The 20,139-nt window shown below is 66.6% G+C and carries 23 protein-coding genes and 1 tRNA gene; 13 read left to right on the forward strand and 11 right to left on the reverse strand.

The features are described from left to right. Both ACJJV6_RS11630 and ACJJV6_RS11635 read left to right on the forward strand, forming a co-directional pair. Positions 1-450: a hypothetical protein gene (locus ACJJV6_RS11630; protein ID WP_009357303.1), complete on the forward strand. Its 450-nt coding sequence runs from the start codon at positions 1-3 to the stop codon at positions 448-450. A 91-nt stretch (positions 451-541) separates the two neighbouring features. After that, positions 542-1,387, forward strand: a complete 846-nt coding sequence (locus tag ACJJV6_RS11635) for an aldo/keto reductase (protein WP_009357302.1) — start codon at positions 542-544, stop codon at positions 1,385-1,387. 106 nt (positions 1,388-1,493) lie between these two features. Here ACJJV6_RS11635 and ACJJV6_RS11640 read toward each other — a convergent pair whose 3' ends face one another. From ACJJV6_RS11640 to ACJJV6_RS11650, 3 genes are all read right to left on the reverse strand, one after another. Further along, positions 1,494-1,679, reverse strand: coding sequence for a hypothetical protein (locus ACJJV6_RS11640; protein WP_035752274.1), 186 nt, complete (start codon positions 1,677-1,679; stop codon positions 1,494-1,496). Positions 1,680-1,906: 227 nt separating this feature from the next. Further along, the gene (locus ACJJV6_RS11645) at positions 1,907-2,338 is read right to left on the reverse strand and encodes a hypothetical protein (RefSeq protein ID WP_009357300.1); all 432 of its coding nucleotides are present in this window, start codon (positions 2,336-2,338) and stop codon (positions 1,907-1,909) included. A 131-nt stretch (positions 2,339-2,469) separates the two neighbouring features. Beyond that, on the reverse strand, positions 2,470-3,435 hold the full coding sequence (locus ACJJV6_RS11650) for a hypothetical protein (protein ID WP_354176490.1): 966 nt from the start codon (positions 3,433-3,435) through the stop codon (positions 2,470-2,472). Between the two features lie 287 nt (positions 3,436-3,722). Between ACJJV6_RS11650 and ACJJV6_RS11655 the strand changes: the two genes are divergently transcribed. Next, positions 3,723-4,232: a GNAT family N-acetyltransferase gene (locus ACJJV6_RS11655; RefSeq protein ID WP_407708994.1), complete on the forward strand. Its 510-nt coding sequence runs from the start codon at positions 3,723-3,725 to the stop codon at positions 4,230-4,232. 78 nt (positions 4,233-4,310) lie between these two features. On the opposite strand, the gene ACJJV6_RS11660 is transcribed toward ACJJV6_RS11655, so the two are convergent. From ACJJV6_RS11660 to tmk, 5 genes are all read right to left on the reverse strand, one after another. After that, positions 4,311-4,487, reverse strand: coding sequence for a hypothetical protein (locus ACJJV6_RS11660; protein ID WP_354176492.1), 177 nt, complete (start codon positions 4,485-4,487; stop codon positions 4,311-4,313). A gap of 346 nt (positions 4,488-4,833) precedes the next feature. Continuing rightward, a tRNA-Thr gene (locus ACJJV6_RS11665) sits at positions 4,834-4,906 on the reverse strand. Positions 4,907-5,009: 103 nt separating this feature from the next. Beyond that, on the reverse strand, positions 5,010-6,575 hold the full coding sequence (locus ACJJV6_RS11670) for an alpha/beta hydrolase (protein ID WP_354176494.1): 1,566 nt from the start codon (positions 6,573-6,575) through the stop codon (positions 5,010-5,012). A gap of 17 nt (positions 6,576-6,592) precedes the next feature. Further along, positions 6,593-7,735 (reverse strand): DNA polymerase III subunit delta', encoded by a 1,143-nt coding sequence (locus tag ACJJV6_RS11675; RefSeq protein WP_009357297.1) that lies wholly within the window; start codon positions 7,733-7,735, stop codon positions 6,593-6,595. Beyond that, positions 7,732-8,430, reverse strand: coding sequence for a dTMP kinase (gene tmk / locus ACJJV6_RS11680; RefSeq protein WP_009357296.1), 699 nt, complete (start codon positions 8,428-8,430; stop codon positions 7,732-7,734). Before tmk ends, ACJJV6_RS11675 begins: the two co-directional genes overlap by 4 nt. 121 nt (positions 8,431-8,551) lie before the next feature. Here tmk and ACJJV6_RS11685 point away from each other — a divergent pair, with 121 nt between their 5' ends. Then, positions 8,552-9,742 (forward strand): aminotransferase class I/II-fold pyridoxal phosphate-dependent enzyme, encoded by a 1,191-nt coding sequence (locus ACJJV6_RS11685; RefSeq protein ID WP_354176497.1) that lies wholly within the window; start codon positions 8,552-8,554, stop codon positions 9,740-9,742. 9 nt (positions 9,743-9,751) lie between these two features. After that, positions 9,752-10,105 (forward strand): DUF2516 family protein, encoded by a 354-nt coding sequence (locus ACJJV6_RS11690; RefSeq protein WP_009357295.1) that lies wholly within the window; start codon positions 9,752-9,754, stop codon positions 10,103-10,105. Between the two features lie 118 nt (positions 10,106-10,223). Here the strand turns inward: ACJJV6_RS11690 and ACJJV6_RS11695 are convergent, their stop codons facing one another. Continuing rightward, positions 10,224-11,069 (reverse strand): hypothetical protein, encoded by an 846-nt coding sequence (locus ACJJV6_RS11695; RefSeq protein WP_035752271.1) that lies wholly within the window; start codon positions 11,067-11,069, stop codon positions 10,224-10,226. 96 nt (positions 11,070-11,165) lie between these two features. Here ACJJV6_RS11695 and ACJJV6_RS11700 point away from each other — a divergent pair, with 96 nt between their 5' ends. Beyond that, positions 11,166-11,912 (forward strand): phosphoglyceromutase, encoded by a 747-nt coding sequence (locus ACJJV6_RS11700; protein ID WP_009357293.1) that lies wholly within the window; start codon positions 11,166-11,168, stop codon positions 11,910-11,912. 71 nt (positions 11,913-11,983) lie between these two features. On the opposite strand, the gene phoU is transcribed toward ACJJV6_RS11700, so the two are convergent. After that, the gene (phoU, locus tag ACJJV6_RS11705; protein WP_009357292.1) at positions 11,984-12,646 is read right to left on the reverse strand and encodes a phosphate signaling complex protein PhoU; all 663 of its coding nucleotides are present in this window, start codon (positions 12,644-12,646) and stop codon (positions 11,984-11,986) included. A gap of 207 nt (positions 12,647-12,853) precedes the next feature. On the opposite strand from phoU, the gene ACJJV6_RS11710 reads away from it, so the two are divergent. Next, positions 12,854-14,101, forward strand: coding sequence for a cell wall metabolism sensor histidine kinase WalK (locus tag ACJJV6_RS11710; protein WP_009357291.1), 1,248 nt, complete (start codon positions 12,854-12,856; stop codon positions 14,099-14,101). Then, positions 14,098-14,778: a response regulator transcription factor gene (locus ACJJV6_RS11715; protein WP_079598280.1), complete on the forward strand. Its 681-nt coding sequence runs from the start codon at positions 14,098-14,100 to the stop codon at positions 14,776-14,778. The genes ACJJV6_RS11710 and ACJJV6_RS11715 overlap by 4 nt, the downstream gene beginning before the upstream one ends. 90 nt (positions 14,779-14,868) lie before the next feature. Here ACJJV6_RS11715 and ACJJV6_RS11720 read toward each other — a convergent pair whose 3' ends face one another. Further along, the gene (locus ACJJV6_RS11720; protein WP_009357289.1) at positions 14,869-15,426 is read right to left on the reverse strand and encodes a hypothetical protein; all 558 of its coding nucleotides are present in this window, start codon (positions 15,424-15,426) and stop codon (positions 14,869-14,871) included. Positions 15,427-15,681: 255 nt separating this feature from the next. Here ACJJV6_RS11720 and ACJJV6_RS11725 point away from each other — a divergent pair, with 255 nt between their 5' ends. The 5 genes from ACJJV6_RS11725 to rlmB all read left to right on the forward strand — a co-directional run bounded on the left by ACJJV6_RS11725 (position 15,682) and on the right by rlmB (position 20,137). After that, a complete protein-coding gene (locus ACJJV6_RS11725) occupies positions 15,682-16,164 on the forward strand; it encodes a CarD family transcriptional regulator (protein ID WP_009357288.1) in 483 nt (160 codons plus the stop codon). A 122-nt stretch (positions 16,165-16,286) separates the two neighbouring features. Beyond that, complete coding sequence (ispD, locus tag ACJJV6_RS11730) at positions 16,287-17,066, forward strand: 2-C-methyl-D-erythritol 4-phosphate cytidylyltransferase (protein WP_009357287.1); 780 nt, start codon at positions 16,287-16,289, stop codon at positions 17,064-17,066. A 17-nt stretch (positions 17,067-17,083) separates the two neighbouring features. Further along, complete coding sequence (gene ispF, locus ACJJV6_RS11735; protein WP_009357286.1) at positions 17,084-17,584, forward strand: 2-C-methyl-D-erythritol 2,4-cyclodiphosphate synthase; 501 nt, start codon at positions 17,084-17,086, stop codon at positions 17,582-17,584. Positions 17,585-17,593: 9 nt separating this feature from the next. Continuing rightward, positions 17,594-19,057, forward strand: a complete 1,464-nt coding sequence (cysS, locus tag ACJJV6_RS11740) for a cysteine--tRNA ligase (protein ID WP_407708995.1) — start codon at positions 17,594-17,596, stop codon at positions 19,055-19,057. Positions 19,058-19,147: 90 nt separating this feature from the next. Then, positions 19,148-20,137, forward strand: a complete 990-nt coding sequence (gene rlmB, locus ACJJV6_RS11745; RefSeq protein ID WP_407708996.1) for a 23S rRNA (guanosine(2251)-2'-O)-methyltransferase RlmB — start codon at positions 19,148-19,150, stop codon at positions 20,135-20,137. Positions 20,138-20,139: the final 2 nt, after the last annotated feature.

Here is a 20,139-nt window from a genome sequence, read left to right on the forward strand (position 1 = left end):
TTGGGCTTTCTCAGCGCCGCCAGGCAGGGGCGCAAGGACGATGCGGAACTGGGGAAGGGGTTGTGGCGCCGCGCGCACGACCGCTTCCATCGGGGACTGGACCGCTTCCACCAAGTGCTGGAAGGCGTGGAGGACGACCAGCTGTACGGGGAGCTCGTGGAGATCGCCAACGAGCTCGCGGCCCTCCTGGAACGGGTGCGGGCCGTCTGCGTGGAAGCGCAGCGGCGCTCACCCAGCGAGGGGCTGGACATCCCCGTCGCCCTGTCCGGCGTGCACCGTGCCCTGTCCAAGGCTGGAAACTCGCTTGCCACCACTGCCGAGGCGGCCGCGATGCTGCGGCTCGCCGTCGGGCCTGTGCCCGTGGGGGCCGCGTCAGTGCGGCGCCGTGCCGAGGCCGTCTTCCAGCAGGTGGCCGACGCCGAGCAACACCTTCACGAGGCAGCCTCCTAGCTGCAGGGGCTGGGATATTCCTGGTTAAGCGCCTGGCTTACTCCGGCCCAAAACGGGCAGTTGGCCAGCAGGGGTTTGGCAGGATGAAGGAATGACTCTTTCACCTACCCTGACTTTCAATGACGGAAACACGATTCCCCAGCTTGGCTACGGCGTGTGGCAGGTTGAGGACGGCGTGGCGGAGAAGGTAGTCCGCCAGGCCTTTGAGGCGGGCTTCCGCCACATCGACACGGCAAAGATCTACGGCAACGAGGCAGGCGTGGGCCGCGCGATCGCCAGCTCCGGACTTTCCCCCGAACAGATCTTCATCACCACTAAATTGTGGAACTCGGACCAAGGCTACGAATCCACGCTGGCAGCCTTCGAAGAGTCGATGGACCGGCTGGGCCTGGAGACGCTTGACCTGTACCTGATCCACTGGATGCAGCCCAAGCAGGACAAGTACGTGGACACCTGGAAGGCGCTGATCGAGCTCCAGAAGCGTGGCCGCGTCAAATCCATCGGCGTATCCAACTTCACGGTGGAAGGCCTGCAGCGGCTGATTGACGAGACCGGCGTGGTTCCTGCCATCCACCAGATCGAACTGCACCCCTACTTCAGCCAGCGTGAGCTGCGCGAGTTTGGTGCGTCCAACGGAATCCTGACCCAGGCCTGGTCTCCACTGGGCCAGGGCGGCGAGCTGCTCGAGGATGCAACCGTGACGGCCATCGCCGCGAAGCACCAGGCCACCCCCGCGCAGGTGGTCATTGCCTGGCACCTTGCCATCGGCAACGTGGTGATTCCCAAGTCCGTCACGGAATCCCGGATCCGCGAGAACTTCGCGGCACTCGAGGTTTCCCTGGACGCGGAGGATGTCGAGGCCATCAACGCCCTGGACCGCACTGCCAGCGGCGAAGGCCGGATCGGGCCGGACCCGGCAGTGTCCGACTTCGCCTAACGCTGATTTCGCCTAAGCCGTACCCTGACCGGCTGACGGCGGTACCGGACCCGCGCTGCCCTGCATTGAGGGCAGTGCGGGTTCCTGCTTTAAGGCGGGTACCGGATCAGGCGGCGAGGCGGACGTGCTCGACGGTGACCTCGTCAATGACAGCCCAGCCGTCTTCACCGCTGCAGTACTTGTTGGCGAAGCGCTGGGCCTCGGCGTAGGTGTCGAAGATTTCGGCCCGCGACCGGCCGCAGTCAGCGTCGAAATACGTGACGTGAAATTCCTGAACGGTGTGGTTTTCCATGAATCCAGTCTGCAACCGGGGTCCGACAATTCCTGGAAACAGCCCCGCGTGTTGTGGATTGGAGGAGCCGGCGGCGGCTGGGGGAGGCGTCCGCGGTCTCAGACGGACGCCCTCGTCGCCGGCTCCGCTCACTACGGTACGGTCCGGGCGCGCCCGGCACCCGAGTAATCGGTACGTGATTCTGCCAGGGGGGTGCACCTGCCCGCAGGGCGGTGCCAGCCGGCAGGCTACGAGCCAGGTTCTGGATGCACGCGCCCTGGCGTGTACCTCCGGCTGCCGACGCCGGCTTCCCGGGGAAGCATGAAGGCCAGGACCGAAATGATGATTCCGATGGCCCCCACGAGCGGGTGCATCACAGGGTGGAAGACCTGCATCCAAACCAGCTGCACGAGGATCCACGCCACCAATCCGAGCCCGGAGAAAATCGCCACCGCGCGGGCGTAGCGCCACCGGACCAGTACAGCGGTGGCGGCGAGCAGCTCTCCTGCCCCGGGCAGAAGGAGCAGTGCGATGCCGGGCACTGTCCAGTTAGTGAAGGGGGTGTGCTGCAGCCAGTCCTGCTGCAGCTCCATGGCGCCGGCCAGCATGAACCAGCCTCCCGCGACAGCGAAACATCCCACAAGCAACTGCAGGGCGACCAGCGGTGCCTTTATTTTCATGGTCCCTCCAAGAGTGCTGTGTCCAAGCGGGCACCCTTACACACTCGCAGCTGACGGCACGCAGTGGCAGGGGCATAGGTCCCCAGGGATTTGGACGCCGCCGGTGCACGACAGTCCCGCCGCAAAACCTGCTAGCTGCTGAGCCGGAGGACACGTTCCCGGGCGAGCATCACGGTCCGGCCTGCCTTGTCCGCCTCCCGCAGGGCTTGTTTCGCTTCCGCCGCGGTGGCCGCAAGCTGCTTGCGGGCACGGTCCAGTTGCTCCTCCGCAGCCTTTAACCTTTCGCGGAGTTCGGCAGCCTCTTGCACCAGGGCGTCAATTTCGGAGCGGGTTTCCTCCACCTGCTCCTGCAGTTCCTCCGCCAGGCCGTTCGTCCTTGCTTCTTCCGCCTGCGCTTCGGCGAGGGCGGCCTTTGCCTTTTCCAGCGCAGGCGGCGAGGCGGGCCGGGGAGTTTGCCGGACCGCCTCAAGCCGGGGTTTGGTGGCCTTTGGCCGGGAGGTGCGCTCCGGCGTCGGACGTTCCTTCCTGGCCGGTACGGACGCCAGTGCAGGCCGGCGAGGCGGGGAAGCCGATGGCGCAGGCAGGGCATCGGGTACGGCCACCGTGCCCTCCAGCTCCGCGGCGCTCACCCCGTCCGCCGAGAGTGTCTTCAGGAGCCGCCCGCTGCGGACGGCCTCCGCTGCACCTTCGTCCGCGGTCAGGGCACGGAGCGTTTCCTCCACGTCGGCGGCAATGGTGTCGCTGATCACCCGGCCCTGCTGCTGGACGACGGACCGGGCAGTGTCGACGGCGGAGGCGAGCATGGTGCGGCGTTCGCGTCCCAGTTCCCGGAGGGACTGTGCGTCGAGTGACGCCTGTGCGTCCCGCATCCGGGACCCGAGGTCGGCCAGTTCCGCCAGGACGTCCGGCTCGTGCTGGGCAAGCATGTTGACCGCCCAGGCAGCGACGGAAGGTTTGGGCAATCCTTTGACGGCTGCAGCCAGCTCCTTGTCGGCCCCGGCAGCCTCTTTTGCCGCGGCCGTGCGTGCCGCCACGAATTCCTCGAGCGGCACGGCGTAGAGCTCGTTCGCGATGTCCGCCAGGGCCTGCTCATCCATGTCCGCCATCATAGGCGGCGGCCCCGGCAGTCCGGACACAAACGGGAGGTACAACCCTCAGTCGGGAGGGGAAGCGGTGGAGGAGCCGACGGCGGCTGGGGGAGGCATACGCGGTCTCAGACGTACACCCTCGTCGCCGGCTCCGCTCACCACTTTAGGTCCGCGCACCCGGCCGGCGCCCGAGTATCCAGTACCTGATTCAGCGCGGGGCAATACGTGCCGGCTGCCACGCGCCGGGGCGGCCTTGCACAACCCCGCTGGCGGATGTGGCGTGCTTGACTGGGGGCGTGATCAGAAAAGCCCGGCTGGAGGACGTTGAGCGGCTGCGGAACATCGAGACCGCCGCCGGTGAGGCCTTCCGTACCCTCGGGATGCACGCCATCGCAGATGACGACCCGCCCAGTGTGCAGGAGCTCAGCCGGTATGTAGCCGCCGGGACGTGCTGGGTCAGTACAGCTGCGGAGCAACGGCCTGTCGCCTACATTCTGGTGGACCAGGTTGACGGCAATGCCCACATCGCACAGGTCACGGTGCACCCGGTGTACGCGCGCCACGGCATTGGCAGTGCCCTCATTGATGAGGTTGCCTCATGGGCCGCGCCGCAAGGGTTCGAGGCACTGACCCTGACAACGTTCCGGGACGTCCCCTGGAACCGGCCCTATTACGAACGGCTGGGCTTCACCGTTGTGCCGGAGCGGTTGTGGGCGGCGGGGATCCGGCGGTTGGTTCTGGTGGAAGCTGCGGACGGCCTGTCTGCATGGCCGCGCGTGGTGATGAGGAGAGCCCTGGGGGAGTAGGGCTGGCCTGGGCTGGCCGTGACGGATACCATCGTGCGATTTGACCGGCACCCTATCTGGACCAAGGCCTGACGTGCTTCAGGCGGCATCTGCTATGTCTGAGAGTGCTCCTTCATCCGAGCTTTGGCTCTCCCGGCTCTGGCCTTCATCCGTCTGTCGGCGGGCCCTGGCCAACGCGATCAACAGAGTCAGGACGGTCACCGTCCAGGCAAGTCCGGTGAGGAACACCAGGCCGATCGCCGCTAAGGGGTGCATGGCCAAAGTCTAGGACTGCAGCACCGGGAGGCCCGGGTGAAACTCCGCACCGTCAGCGCCGGAATTTTGCAGAAGATGAAATCTTCAGGCGGTGCCCAGAGACGCGGAAAGGGTGCGCCCGTTCGCAAGGCGCACCCTTTCCGACTCCCCTCACAGCCAAATCCCCATTCGACTGAAACCATAATAAGCATGCTTAGCAATGTGTACAAGCCGCTCACGTATTTATGGGCAGAGGTCATCGCCTGAGGCCTGGAAGTCGTCCATGGATTCCAGGCAGTATCTGCTGCTTAACCAGCGAAAAACCCCGGAAACCCCTGCATTTAGGGGCTGTCCGGGGTTTATCCCGAGCTTCCTATCAGAATCGAACTGATGACCTTTTCATTACGAGTGAAACGCTCTACCGACTGAGCTAAGGAAGCATACATGAAGCTTCCGGCGGAACCGGGTCCCTCATGCAAGAGTCAACTGTAATAGAGTCCCCGCGCCCGGGTCAAAATGGCGCGGGGGCCGCAGCTGAGGTGTTCAGCACACGGTGTTGTCGGCGGGTACCTCTCCGCTCACCAGGTACCTGTCGACAGGATCCTCCAGGCAGCTGTTGGCCCGGCCATAGGCAGTGTGCCCCTCACCCTCCCAGGTCATGAGCGTGGCATTTCCCAGCTGCTTCCGCAGCGACGACGCCCATTCAACGGGGGTGGCGGGGTCGCCGGTGGTGCCGATCACCACAATGGGCGATTCGCCGGTGTACTCAACCGGGGCGGGCGTCCGGACGTTCTTGTGCGGCCAGTCCTGGCAGCTGGTCCCGCCGTAGGCGAAGAAGTAACCAAGCGTGGGTGACTCCTGCATCAGGCGCTGCTGTTCGGCGCGCATGGCTGCCGGGTCGGACTCCATGGGGTAGTCAAGGCAGTTGATCGCGTTGAAGGCGAACGTCGAGTTGGATGTGTACGAGCCGTTGGACGACCGGTCGGCGCCGAGGTCCGCGAGGCGCAGCATCAGGCTCACATCGCCTGTCATCGCCGCTTCAAGTGCCTGGGTGAGGGCCGGCCAGCTCTGGTCATTGTAGAGCGGGGTGATCAGGCCGCTCACGAACATCGTGGCGTTAACAACGCGGCCGTCCTTAGCGGTCCGCGGCGTCTCCTTGACTGCGGCGATGAGATCGCGGATCTGCTCCACGCCGGAGTCCACGTCACCGCTCAGCGGGCAGCCGTCCTGCTGCTGGCAGCTGGCAACGTAGGCCCGGATGGCCTTTTCGAAGGCGCGGGCCTGTCCGCTGGTCAGCTCCTCGTTGCTGATGGAGGGATCCAGGGCACCGTCCAGGACCATGCGCCCCACGTTGTCCGGGAAAAGGGAGGCGTAAGTGGAACCCAGGAATGTGCCGTAGGAGTAGCCCAGGTAGTTCAGCTTGGTGTCATTGACCACGGCGCGGAGGATGTCCAGGTCCTTCGCTGCGCTCTGGGTGTCGATATGTGCCAGGACTTCGCCGGTCTTCTCGGCGCACTGGTCCGCGATCGCCTTGTTGTCGGCCCGGGCAGCTGCCAGTCCCTCATCCGTTTCCAGGTCGTAGATCTTGGCCCGTGCGGCATCCCGCTCGGCATCGGTCAGGCAGGTGACGGGCGCGGAGCGCTTCACGCCGCGGGGATCGAAGCCCACCAGGTCATACGCGTCCCGGACCGGCTGCGAGAAGTGGGTTGTGGCTGCGTCCTTGACGAAGTCGTAGCCGGAGGCCCCGGGCCCTCCAGGGTTGACCAGCAGGCTGCCGGTCTTCTTGCCGGTGCTGGCAGCCTTCAGGGCGGCTATCTGGATGGTCTCGCCGTCGGGATCCCCATAGTTCATGGGAACGGTGACCTTGGCGCACTGGAACTCGTTCTCGCAGGGCTCCCACACCACTTCCTGCGAGTAGAAGCGCTCCAGCCCGGAAGGGGCGGAGGCCACGATGGAAGGATCGGCCTTGGCGGTTGCCGTCTCCTGGGTGCGGTCTCCGCCGTTGAGCAGGCTGCACGAAGCCAGCACCATGGCAAGAACCAGGGCGCCGGCGGCACGGAGCCCGGTCGCCAGGGACCGGGGGCGTGCGGGCAGGGGGCGGGCAGTCATCGGGTCTCCTTGGAGGGCTAGATCAGGCTGGCTGCCATGGATTCAATGGTCAACAGCGGGGCAACGTTGGTGGTGGTGATGCGTTCACGGGCTTTGTTGATTGCGTCCATCCGCGCCAGGGTGGTTTCCGGCGTTGAGCGGCTGGCGAACTCCTCCAATTCGCTCCTCAGCTCAACGTTTACCAGCTCCACAGCATTCCCGAGCTGGATAATCAGCACGTCGCGGTAGAACGACAGCAGATCGGTGAGGGTCCGGTCCAGGGAGTCGGTGATGGACCGTTTCGCCCGGCGTTTCTGGTCGTCCTCAAGCTGTTTCACCTGGCTTCGCATGGCCGGGGGAAGGGTTCCGGACTCCGGTGCGCCCAGCGTGGCTAGCAGCGCGGCCTTCTCCGCGGCGTCGCGCTCCTCATTGGAGCTGGCGGCTTCCGCGGTGGCGATTTTCACGAGCTTGTCCGCCATCATCACGGCCGCCGTGACGCCCCGCAGTCCGAGCGGGAACCGGACGGTTTCGAGGCGGCGTTCCCGGGCCGCCTCATCCCTGGCCAGGCGGCGGGCAATGCCGACATGGCTTTGCGCGGCGCGGGCCGCGCGCTCGGCAAGGGCAGGATCGACGCCGTCGCGCTTAACCAGGAGGGCGGCAACATCCGAGGCGGGCGGCAACCGCAGCGCCACGCTCCGGCAGCGGGAACGGATGGTGACCAGCACGTCCGCGGGGGAGGGTGCGCAGAGCATCCATACGGTGCGCGGCGTGGGCTCCTCAATCGCCTTGAGGAGCACATTGGTGGTCCGCTCCGCCATCCGGTCCGCGTCCTCCACCACGATGATCCGCCACCGCCCGGACGACGGCCGGTTCCCGGCGGTGGCCACCAGTTCACGCGCCTCGTCGATGGTGATGGTGACCTTCTCGGTCCGGACGAAGGTTACATCCGAATGCGTTTCGCCCAGGATGGTGTGGCAGGCCTGGCAGGTGCCGCAGCCGCGCAGGTTCACGTCCTCCTGGTCGCAGTTGAGCGCAGCGGCAAACGCCTTGGCCGCATTCGAGCGTCCAGATCCCGGAGGGCCGGTGAACAGCCAGGCATGGGTCAGGCTGTCACCGCTGGACGCCTGGCGCAGTTGTTCGACGACGGCGGGCTGGCCCTGGAGGTCGTCCCACACGGTCATGGGTTACCGCCGCCACGGGCGCCAAGGGAGGAAACCGCACCTGCCGGGGCGACTGGGCTGACTGCCAGCAGGGCGTCCACCCGCTCCAGGATTTGTGCCGCCAGATCCCCGACCGGGAGCCGGGCGGGCAGCACCAGGTAGGCGTCCGGGCGGCTGCGGGCAAGTCCGAGGAATGCCTCGCGGATGCGGCCGTGGAATTCGTCCGCCTCGGACTCGAGCCGGTCTTCAGCGGCGTCACCGGCGGTGCGGCGCTGCCGCCCCACTGCCGGGTCAACGTCCAGCAGGATGGTGAGGTGCGGTTGCAGCCCGGACGTGGCCCACTCGTTCAAGGACCGGACGGCGTCCGTGCCGAGATTGCGCCCTGCGCCCTGGTAGGCGACGGAGGAATCGATATAGCGGTCCGTCAGGACGATCTCGCCACGTTCCAGTGCCGGCCGGATCACCTGGGTGGCATGCGCCGCCCGCGAGGCGGCGAAAATCAGCGCTTCGGTGTGGGCATCAATGTGCCCGTGGCCATGGTCCAGGACCAGGGAACGCAACTTTTCACCGATGGCGGTTCCGCCCGGCTCCCGGGTCCGGAGTACCGTCAGCCCCCGGGATTCAAGCGCTTCCGCGAGCCGGGCCGCCTGCGTTGATTTGCCGGCACCGTCGCCGCCTTCAAACGCGATGAAAAGTCCGGACCCTTGTGTGCTCACACCTCAAGACTACCGACCGCCAGGGCCAATCAACGATTGCGGAACCGCGCATGTGGACAGGCCTGCCGGCCCTGCCATGCCCTTCCGGGAACATGGCTGCCGGGCCAGTACGCTTTTGACCATGAGTCTTTCCGAACAGCACGCGGCCGACCTGTCAGCAGAGACGGTGGTGGTTGCGGCCGGACGTCCCCCGCGGGAACGGGACATGCCCGTGAACCCGCCCCTGGTCCTTTCATCCACCTACTTCGGCACGGGTTCGCTCGATACCGGCGACCGCGGCTACGGGCGCTACTCCAACCCCACGTGGGATCCCTTCGAAGAGGCACTCGCCCGGCTCGAAGGAGCCGAACTGCCCGGGCTGCTGTACTCCTCGGGCCTCGCCGCCGTCAGCTCCGCCCTGTCGCTCATTCCCGCCGGCGGAGCGCTGGTCATGCCCACCCACAGCTATTCGGGGACCCTGGTGATGGCCTCGGAGCTGGCCCAGAAGGGCTTTGTCGAACTCCGCGCCGTGGACATCGCCGATACCGCCGCTGTCAAGGCTGCGCTGGCACCGGGCGGTCCCGGAGCGCGCCCCGCGGCGATGCTGTGGCTGGAGAGCCCCACCAACCCGATGCTCGGCATCGCCGACGTCGCGGCACTCACGGAGGCGGCGCACGCGGCAGGTGCCATCGTGGTCACCGACAATACTTTCTCCACGCCGCTGGTGCAGCAACCGCTGGCCCTCGGCTCCGACGTCGTCCTGCATTCGGTGACCAAGTACCTGGCGGGCCATTCCGACGTCGTCCTTGGCGCCCTGGTGACGTCAAACCCTGACATCCGCTCGGCCCTGCTGCACAACAGGACCATCCATGGCGGCATTGCCGGCCCCTTCGAAGCGTGGCTGGCCCTGCGGGGCCTGCGGACGCTCGCGCTCCGGGTGGAACGGTCACAGCAGTCCGCAATGATCCTCGCGGAGCGGCTCAGCAACCACCCCCGGGTCGAGTCCATCCGGTTCCCGGGGCTGCCCGCTGACCCGGGGCATGAGCGGGCGAAAGCCCAGATGAAGGGATTCGGATCCATCGTCTGCATCCAGGTGGCCCCTGCCGGGGGACTGGACGGCGCCGGGGCAGCGGACAAGCTTGTCCAGGCCCTGGAGCTGTGGCTGCCGGCCACGTCCCTCGGCGGCGTCGAATCCCTGATCGAACGCCGCCGCCGGCATGCTGCCGAGCCGACGAGCGTCCCGGAGAACCTGGTCCGACTGAGCGTGGGCATCGAGAACGTCGAAGACCTTTGGGCCGACCTGGAGCAGGCGCTGGACACGTTGGGAGGCTAGGCTTGGGTTGTGGACGGTGAACTGATTATTCGGCCTGTTGAAACGGCAGTGTTCTTTATCCTTGCCCTGGTGGCACTGGGCCTTGAGCTCTGGGCCGTGGTGGACTGCGCGCGGCACCGCGCCAACGCCTTCGAGGCAACCGGCAAGCGGACCAAGACCTTTTGGCTGGCACTGACCGGCGGCGCGGCCTTTGTTGGCGTCATTTCACTGTTCGGCAGCGGCGGCGGTATCTTCGGCACCCTCGGCCTCTTCGGGCTTGCCGCTGTGGTGGCCGCCTCTGTGTACCTTGCTGACGTACGGCCGGCGGTCAAGGACGCAGGCCGTGGCGGCAGCCGCAACATGGGCCCCTACGGTCCCTGGTAATCCCCGCCGGCCCCCAGGCTCGCAAGCTCGCCCAGGGACCCCTGCCGGCGTGGGCCCACCGCCGGCCCCCGGGCTCGCAAGCTCGCCCAGGGACCCCTGCCGGCGTGGGCCCATCCGGCTAAGGCCGCGGAGCCACCGCTTCCCAGTCCACCGTCACTTCGCCAAGACGCCACCGGGCCGGTCCGTCCTGCACCGGCCAGCCGGCGTCGCGCAACGACCGGCACATGCCCTGCCAGCGCTGCCGGTTGCCGAACGACGCCAGGGGAGCGGCTTCCAGCCAGGAGCGGTCCATCGCCTGCAGCAGCCCGTGCACCCGCTCGCCGGGAACGTTGCGGTGGATGAGCGCCTTCGGCAGGCGTTCGGCCACGTCCGAGGGCAGGTCGAAGCTGCCGAAGCGGACTGAAATGCTCAGTGACAGGGGCCGTTCGGCGTCCAGCGCCACCCACGTCACCCGCCGCCCGATCTCATCGCAGGTCCCGTCAATGAACAGGCCGTTGTCCGGGAGGCGGTCCTGGACCAGCCGCCAGATGCCCGCCACGTCCGCCTCCTCGTACTGCCGCAGCACATTGAAGGCCCGCACCAGGACGGGGCGGCCGGGGATGGGAAGTTCGAAGCCTCCCACGTGGAAGCTCAGGCCCGGCCGCTGAAGGGGCAGGGCGGCCTGGACGCGTGAGGGTTCGATCTCGATGCCGCGGACCTGGACGTCCGGCCGGACGGCGGCCAGCCGTTCATACAGTTCGACGGCGGTGGCCGGCGTGGCCCCGTAGCCCAGGTCCACCACCAGCGGGTCAGCCGCGGACCGCAGGCGCCAGGCCTGGGGTCCGGTCAGCCAGCGGTCGAGGCGGCGCATGCGGTTCGGATTGGTGGTGCCGCGGGTAACGTTGCCCACCGGCCGGCCCTGCCGGCCCGCGGTGTTCCTGCCGGTGATCTGCGGGGCGGCCACCCGTTCAGCCTTTTGAACCACCGACCCACCTTACCGTTGCCACGGCAGCGGAGGCTCCTCCGCCGTCGGGTTGTAACGCTGGGCGGGCGGCAACGGCGCTCGGCTAGGATGAAAATCATGACTTACAAGCTGATTCTGCTGCGCCACGGCCACAGCGAATGGAACGCCAAGAACCTGTTCACCGGCTGGGTGGACGTTGACCTGAACGACCAGGGCCGCGAGGAAGCAGCACGGGGCGGTGAGCTCCTGGTGGAGAACAACGTGCTCCCGGATGTGCTCTACACCTCCCTGCTGAAGAGGGCCATCAACACGGCCAACATCGCCCTGGACAAGGCTGACCGCGGCTGGATCCCGGTGAAGCGCGACTGGCGCCTGAACGAGCGCCACTATGGCGCCCTGCAGGGCAAGGACAAGGCCCAGACCCTGGCCGAGTACGGCGAGGAGCAGTTCATGGAATGGCGCCGGTCCTACGACACCCCGCCGCCGCCCCTGGACGACAACTCCGAATTCTCCCAGGCCCACGACCCGCGCTACGCGGACCTCGGTGACGCGCTTCCCCGCACCGAGTGCCTGAAGGACGTGCTGGTCCGCCTGCTCCCGTACTGGGAATCGGACATCAAAGAAGACCTGAAGGCCGGCAAGACCGTCCTGGTCACCGCGCACGGCAACTCGCTCCGCGCACTGGTCAAGCACCTCGACGGCATCAGCGACGAAGCCATCGCCGGCCTGAACATCCCCACCGGCATCCCGCTCGTGTACGACCTGGACGAGAACTTCCAGCCCATCAAGCGGGGCGGCACCTACCTCGATCCCGAAGCTGCCGAGGAAGCCATCCTGGCGGTCGCCAACCAGGGCAAGAAATAGGGCAGCAAACAACGACGGCGGGCTGGTCACCCTTGGTGGCCAGCCCGCCGTCGCTCTTAAGGACGTGGCGGTCAGCTGTGCTCGATGCCGTTCGGCTGCCATGCGCCGGTCACCAGATAGGTAACCTTCTGGGCGACCGAAACGCCGTGGTCCGCGAACCGCTCGAAGTAGCGGCTGGCAAGGGCCACGTCCACGGTGGTGGCGGGCGACTCTTTCCACTCCGGCGCGGCGATCGCCTTGAAGACGCTCAGGTGCAGGTCGTTGATGACCGTGTTGGCCTTCAGGATGTCCCGGGCCACTTCGAGGTCGCGGGTCTCCAGCAGGACGGTGAGCTTGGCAGCGATTTCCTTGTCCAGCTCGGCCATCTGCTTGAACGTCTCCGTCATGGACGCCGGAATCACCGTGGACGGGAACCGGAGGCGGGCCAGCTGCGCGACGTGGCGGGCGAGATCGCCCATCCGCTCCAGCGATGCACTCATGCGCAGGGAGCCCACGATCATCCGCAGGTCGCTGGCCACCGGGCCCTGCAGCGCCAGGATGTCGATGGCCCGCTCATCCAGGCTGTTCTGCAGGAAGTCAATGCGCGCGTCGGCGGCAATGACATCCTGGGCGAGGTCCACATCCGCCACTTCGAAGGAGGTGGTGGCTTTGTCCATCGCTTCGCTGACCAGGCGGGAGATCTCCACCAGCTGGTCACCGACCGCGGTGAGTTCTTCCTGAAAAACCTTACGCACGTAGGCGTCCTTTCCTTGAAACCCCTGCCGGGCCCGCTTCCGGGCAGCAGGAATCGTGTGGCCGTTCGGCACTCCAACTGGTTACTCTGCCAGTATCCGGTAAACGGTTGGGCCCTTGAAGGTGAACGTTAGTTGAACCGTGGTCGCAGGGGGTCCGGACGCGCCGGATGGGCCCCGGCAAGCGCATAAGGTGGACCTGTGGATCCTATGCTCATCGGTCTGGTTGCAGGCCTCGTCGGCCTGGCGCTCGGCACCTTTGGCGTGCTCGCCTTCCGGGTCAGCGAGAAGCAGCGCCAGCTGCTGGACATCGACGCAGAGGAGCTGGCACTGCCTGCCGGGGCCGCGGAAGTACTTGCCATCATCGGGCGGGCCTTCGTGGTGGTTGACACGGTGGACGGCGTGGTCCGTGCCAGCCCCGCAGCCTACGCCTACGGCCTGGTGCGCGGACATACCGTGGTCCACAAGGAGCTGCTGGACATGACGGCCGGTGTCCGGCGCGACGGCGTCATCCTGGAGAAGCAGCTGGAACTGCCCCGCGGGCCGCTGGGACAGGGAACCATCATCGTGCAGGTGCGGGCAGCCATGCTCGGCGAGGAATACATTCTCCTGCTCGCAGACGACCGCACCGAGATCACCCGCACGGAGGAGATCCGCAACGACTTCGTCGCCAACGTCTCCCATGAACTCAAGACGCCGGTGGGCGCCATCTCGCTGCTCGCCGAGGCCCTTGAATCCTCCGCCGACGACGAGCAGGCAGTCCGACGCTTCGCCAAGCGGATGCACAAGGAATCCGGCCGGCTTGCCGCGCTGGTGCAGGACATCATCGAACTGTCGCGCCTGCAGGGAGCCAGCGTCATCCAGCAGGGCGGCCCCGTGGACGTCAACACAGTGATCGCGGAGGCGGTGGACCGGTCCCAGCTGCCCGCGGAAAGCAAGAACATCAGGATCGTGGTGGGCGGCCGGACCGAGGGCAAGGTGTTCGGCGACCAGGACCTGCTGGTCACCGCCCTGCGCAACCTCATCGACAACGCCATCCGGTACTCGCCGGCCAACACCCGGGTGGGCATTGGTGTCCGGTCCCGGGACGGGCTCGTCTCCATCTCCGTCACGGACCAGGGCGAGGGCCTCACTCCGGAAGAACAGGAACGCGTCTTCGAACGCTTCTACCGTGTGGACGCGGCGCGGTCCCGCCACACCGGCGGTACCGGCCTGGGCCTGAGCATCGTCAAGCATGTCGCCTCCAACCATGGCGGCGAGGTGACCGTCTGGTCCCAGCCCGGCCAGGGATCCACCTTCACCCTCCGCCTGCCCGAGATGGAAGGGCACGACGGCGGTGACGACGTTCCGCCCGCGGCCGCCCCTGGGCAGGAGCAGCCAGGACAGCGGACCGACCAGCCAACACTTACCCAGGTACCCCGCGCCGCCGGCGCAAAAGAACGAGGAGCTAGCGCTTGAGCAGGATCTTGATTGTGGAGGACGAGGAGTCGTTCAGCGATCCCTTGTCCTATTTGCTGGGCAAAGAGGGTTTCGAAGTGGAGGTGGTGGACAACGGCCTGGACGCCATCACCGAATTCGACCGCAATGGCGCCGACCTGGTGCTCCTGGACCTGCAGCTCCCGGGCCTGTCCGGGACGGAGGTCTGCCGCCAGCTCCGGCAGCGATCCAGCGTCCCGGTGATCATGCTGACGGCCAAGGACTCGGAAATCGACAAAGTGGTGGGGCTGGAACTGGGGGCTGACGACTATGTCACCAAGCCCTATTCGTCCCGCGAGCTGGTGGCCCGGGTCCGGGCGGTGCTGCGCCGCCAGGGCGAGCCCGAAGAACTGATCTCCTCCACGGTGCAGGCCGGCCCGGTCCGGATGGACATCGAGCGTCACGTGGTGAGCGTGGACGGCGAGCAGGTCCTGCTTCCGTTGAAGGAATTCGAGCTGCTTGAGATGCTCCTGCGCAACTCCGGCCGGGTGCTGACCCGCGGCCAGCTTATAGACCGGGTGTGGGGCTCGGATTATGTGGGCGACACCAAGACCCTGGACGTCCACGTGAAGCGGCTGCGCGGCAAGATCGAACCCGATCCTTCCGCACCGCGGTACCTGGTGACTGTGCGCGGGCTCGGCTACAAGTTCGAGCCGTAGGGGCGCCGCGGGTCCATGACCGTATCACAGGACATACAAAAGGGAGGGGCCGGCAGGCCCCTCCCTTTTGCATGTGGCTTGCTGTGCGGCCTAGTGGCCGGTGCCGCCGCCAAGCTCGGAGGCCGTGGGTGACGGCGTGGGGGAAGGCGACGGGGTGCTTCCGGCCGGCAGGTATTCCTTGTACTCCGGCAAGGTGGTGTCCAGGACCGGAACCTTGACGGTGTTGCTGACGTTGGTGCCGCTTTCGGTGATCTTGATATCCACCAGCGAGCCCGGGATGCCGCCGGTGGTGCTCAGGACCGCTTCATCGGTTTCGTTGTTCAGCAGGACGTAGGAGTTCGCCTTGACCGGAATCTCGGTCTGTGAGCCCTCGGCGCCGTTGACCGTGAGCTTCACGTCCTGGGACGAAGAGTTGTACACGGCACCGATGACCCGGCCCGGCTCGTCCTCGCCGTTGGAAACGATCAAGAAGTTGCTCAGCTTGAGGGGGCCGAGGTCGGTGACAATGCCGTCCGACGCCTGGTACTGCTCGTTTGTCTGCTGGGAATTGATGTACCCGCAGCCCGACGTCAGCAGCCCGATGCCAAGGGCGGCAGCCGTCAGTGCCAGTTTGCCGCGCTGGGCCCGGTTCGTCGCAGTGAAACGCACGTCACGTACTCCTCGAGAGTCTTGAAACAGATTTAGGCATAGCCTATCCGGAAAGCCGCCGAAACGAGGATTCGGCGGCGTCACATCGCCCTTGGCAGCGCACCGGCGATGCACTATTATCCGCATCCGTCAAGGGGTCCAAGGGGGTTGATTTGGGCCAATTTCCGCGTATTTTCGCGGTTCCAGGGCCTCTCCGCGGCCGGGCATATGCCTGAATCGTGATAAACTGGTCTGCGGGAAAGGGGAAATGTCCACATGGTATTTGAGGTCGGCGAGACAGTAGTTTACCCTCACCACGGTGCTGCGAAGATTGAAGAAATCAAGATGCGCACCATCAAGGGCGAAGAGAAAATGTATCTCAAGCTCAAGGTGGCTCAGGGTGATCTGACCATTGAAGTTCCAGCAGAAAACGTTGACCTTGTTGGGGTCCGGGACGTAGTGGGCAAGGATGGCCTGGAGCACGTGTTTGATGTGCTCCGTGCCGAGTTCACCGAAGAGCCCACCAACTGGTCACGCAGGTACAAGGCAAATCTGGAGAAGCTTGCTTCCGGTGACGTCATCAAGGTAGCAGAGGTCGTGCGCGACCTGTGGCGCCGTGATCACGACCGGGGCCTTTCCGCAGGCGAGAAGCGAATGCTGGCCAAGGCCCGGCAGATTCTGATCTCAGAACTGGCGCTGGCCGAAAAGACCGACGAAGAGAAGGCGGCAAGCGTTCTCGACGAGGTTTTGGCTTCCTAAGAATTAAGCCCCGGCGGCACGAAAGTGCGCCGGGGCTTCTTTTTTTCTCCGCACCTTCACAGCCAACACACGGCAGGGACCGCGCCGGGCACTGCGGCCCGCGGCGACGTAGGCTAGTCCGCATGAGCGAAACACCTAACCGCCTGGTCACCGCGGTGATCCTGGTGGCCGCAGGTTCGGGGCAGCGCCTTGGTTATGGCATGCCCAAGGCTGCAGTGCCGCTGGGTGGAGAACCCATCCTGATGCATGCCCTGCGCGGCATCGTCGCGTCCGGAATCAGCAGCCAGGTATGCATTGCGCTGCCCGCCGGCAATGACGGGCTGCGCCGGCTGTGCGAAGACTTCCGCGAAGAGCTTGCCGACGGCGGTCCGCTCCTGACGATCGTTGACGGCGGAGCCACCCGCGCAGACTCCGTCCGGGCCGGACTGGACGCACTGATGGACGGGACGGACGCCGTCATGGTCCACGATGCTGCCCGCGCCCTGACGCCGGACTCCGTCTTCCACCGCATCGCCGACGCCCTCGCTGCCGGTGCCGAGGCGGTCATCCCCGCCATCGCCGTCGTGGACACCGTCAAGACAGTGAAAGCCACCGCGGGCGGCGGTTCGCCTGCGCCGGAGGTCGTGACCGGAACGGCGCCCCGTGAGGACCTGCGCGCGGTCCAGACGCCCCAAGGGTTCCGCTTGCCCACGCTCCAGCGTGCCCACGAGGCCGCCCGGTCACTCGACCCGCAACAGTCGGCAGCCGTCACCGATGACGCCATGCTGGTGGAAATGACCGGCACCCCGGTCCACGTGGTCCGCGGTTCCACCCAGTCGCTGAAAATCACCACGCCGCTGGACCTGATCCTGGCCGAAGGGCTGCTCGAAGGCCCGCTGGGTGCCCGCTGGGTGGAAGGCTAGGAATGAAAGACCCGCAAATGATCATTCCCCGGACCGGCATCGGCCTGGACGTCCACGCCTATGCCGCAGAGGATTCCCCGCGCCCCCTGTGGCTCGGCGGACTGTTGTGGCCGGGTGAACGTGGCCTGGCCGGACACTCCGACGGGGATCCCGTTGCGCACGCGGCGGCGGATGCGCTGTTCTCGGCGGCCGGCATCGGGGACCTCGGCACCCACTTCGGCACTGACCGGCCGGAATTCGCCGGCGCCTCGGGAGTGACACTCCTGGCCGAAGCCGCGCGGATCGTCCGGGCCGCCGGCTTCGAAATAGGAAACGTGGCAGTCCAGTTCGTGGCCAACCGGCCCAAATTCGGGCCCCGCCGGGAAGAATCGCAGCAGGTCCTCAGTGACGCCGCGGACGCCCCCATCAGCGTCACCGCCACCACCAGCGACAGGCTCGGATTCACCGGACGCGGTGAGGGCATCACCGCCGTGGCAACCGCCCTGGTCTACCCGCGGCCTGCCGGCGCCATCGGCTAGTCTGGAGCGGTGACCCTGCGCTTCTATGACACTGCCTCCGCTGAAGTCCGGAACTTCGTCCCCCTGGTCGAAGGAAAGGCCAGCCTGTACTACTGCGGGGCAACGGTGCAGGGCATGCCCCACGTGGGCCACATCCGGTCCGCGATCGCCTTCGACCAGCTCACGCGCTGGCTGGCGTTCCGGGGGTTCCGGGTAACGGTGGTCCGGAACGTGACGGACATTGACGACAAAATCCTGGCGAAGTCGGAGGCGTCTTTCGCCCCGGACTTCGTGCCGGAGCCCGGGGACGTGGCACAGGAAGAGTGGTGGGCGCTGGCGTACCGCTACGAGCAGGAGTTCCTGCGGGCCTACGACACCCTCGGCGTTTCCCGGCCCACCTACGAGCCGCGGGCCACCGGCCACATCCCGGAGATGCACGCCCTGATCCAGCAGCTGATCGACCGGGGCCACGCCTACCCGGCACTGGATGACTCGGGTGACGTGTACTTCGACGTGCGCTCGTGGAGCAAGTACGGCGCCCTGACCCGGCAGAACATCGACGACATGCAGGCTGCCCCGGACGCCGACCCGCGCGGCAAGAAGGACCCCCGCGACTTCGCCCTGTGGAAAGGCTCCAAGGAGGGCGAACCCGCCACGGCGTCCTGGGCGTCGCCGTGGGGCGCGGGCCGTCCCGGGTGGCACCTGGAGTGCTCCGCGATGGTCACCAAGTACCTTGGCACGGAGTTTGACTTCCACGGCGGCGGGCTGGACCTGCGCTTCCCGCACCACGAGAACGAGATGGCTCAGTCGCAGGCGGCAGGGCATCCCTTCGCCAGCTTCTGGATGCACAACGGCATGGTGACCTATGAGGGCGAGAAGATGTCCAAGTCCATCGGCAACACCATCAGCCCCGCCGAAATGCTGGAACTCGCCCCGCCGCGGGTGGTGCGCTACTACCTCGGCCAGGCCCACTACCGCTCCGTCCTTGACTACCGTCCCACGTCGCTGCAGGAGGCGGCGGCCGCCGTCGAACGTATTGACGGGTTCCTGGGCAAGGCCGCGGCACGCCTGGGCCAGGATGCCGGGCCTGATGCGGACGGCGGCCGCACGCCCGGAAGCCTGGAAGCATTTTCCGAGGCCATGGACGACGACCTGAACGTGCCGCGCGCGCTGGCTGCCCTGCACGAGGCCGTCCGGACGGGCAATACAGCCCTGGCGGAGGGCGACGACGACGCCGCCCGGGAGGCGATGCGCGCCGTCACCGTCATGACGGGCGTGCTGGGGCTCGACGCCGTTGCCGGTACCGACGCCCGGAACAGCCGGGAATCGGATGCGCTCGGCGTCCTGGTGGAGGCGCAGCTCGCTGCCCGGGCCGCGGCACGGGCCAACAAGGACTGGGCTGCCTCGGACTCCATCCGCGACATGCTCAACGAGGCCGGCGTGGTGGTCGAGGACGGCCCGGACGGCGCCACCTGGAGCCTGAAGCGCGACTGACCCGAAGGATTCCCGTCGCGGTCCGGCGATTTTTCTTCGGTCAGTAGACTGGTATGCAGACTCAGTCAACACAATCAAGGGTGGAACATCATGGCCAACAATGGTCGCCGATCGGTTAAAGCGAAGAAGGGCCCAACCATCGGAACCGGTGGCCATGGCCGAAAGGCCCTGGAAGGCAAGGGGCCAACGCCCAAGGCGGAGGACAGGCCGTACCACAAGGCCCACAAGGCCAAGCAGCTTGCCGAGCGGTCCGCCGCGAAGCGCGGCACCGGTGCCCGCAGCGCGGGCGCGGCGAAGTCCGGACCCAAGGGACGCGCCACCGAGGAAGTCGTCACCGGCCGCAACTCGGTGGTGGAGGCGCTCCGCGCCGGCATCCCCGCCAAGGCGCTGCACGTCGCCATCCGGATCGAAATGGATGACCGCGTCAAGGAGTCCCTGAAGCTCGCGGCCGAGCGCGGCATCCCGCTCCTGGAAACGGGCAAGCCCGAGCTGGACCGGATGACGGATGACGCGGTCCACCAGGGGCTGGTCCTGCAGATCCCGCCGTACGACTATGCGGACGCCTATGAGCTGGCCGAAGAAACGGTGGACAAGTGGAAGAAGGGGCACGTCGCCAACGCCCCGCTCTTTGTGGCCCTTGATGGCATCACCGATCCCCGCAACCTCGGCGCCATCATCCGCTCCGTGTCAGCATTCAGCGGCCACGGCGTCATCGTTCCCGAACGCCGCTCGGTCGGAGTCACCGCCTCCGCCTGGAAGACCAGCGCCGGCGCCGCAGTCCGCGTGCCCGTGGCGCGCGCCTCCAACCTCAACAACGCCCTCAAGCAGTTCAAGAACATGGGCATCTTCGTCCTGGGCCTGGACGGCGACGGCGACGTTTCGCTGCCGGACCTGACGCTCGCAAAGGAACCGGTGTGCATCGTGGTGGGCTCGGAAGGGAAGGGACTCAGCCGGCTGGTCCGGGAGAACTGCGACCAGATCGTGTCCATCCCCATCGATTCGGCGATGGAATCGCTGAATGCCTCCATGGCAGTTGGGATCTCGCTGTACGAGGTCTCGCGCCAGCGGGCAACAAAGTAGGA

This window comes from Arthrobacter nitrophenolicus (genome assembly GCF_045833485.1).
In the GTDB taxonomy this organism is placed as follows: Bacteria; Actinomycetota; Actinomycetes; order Actinomycetales; family Micrococcaceae; genus Arthrobacter; species Arthrobacter nitrophenolicus.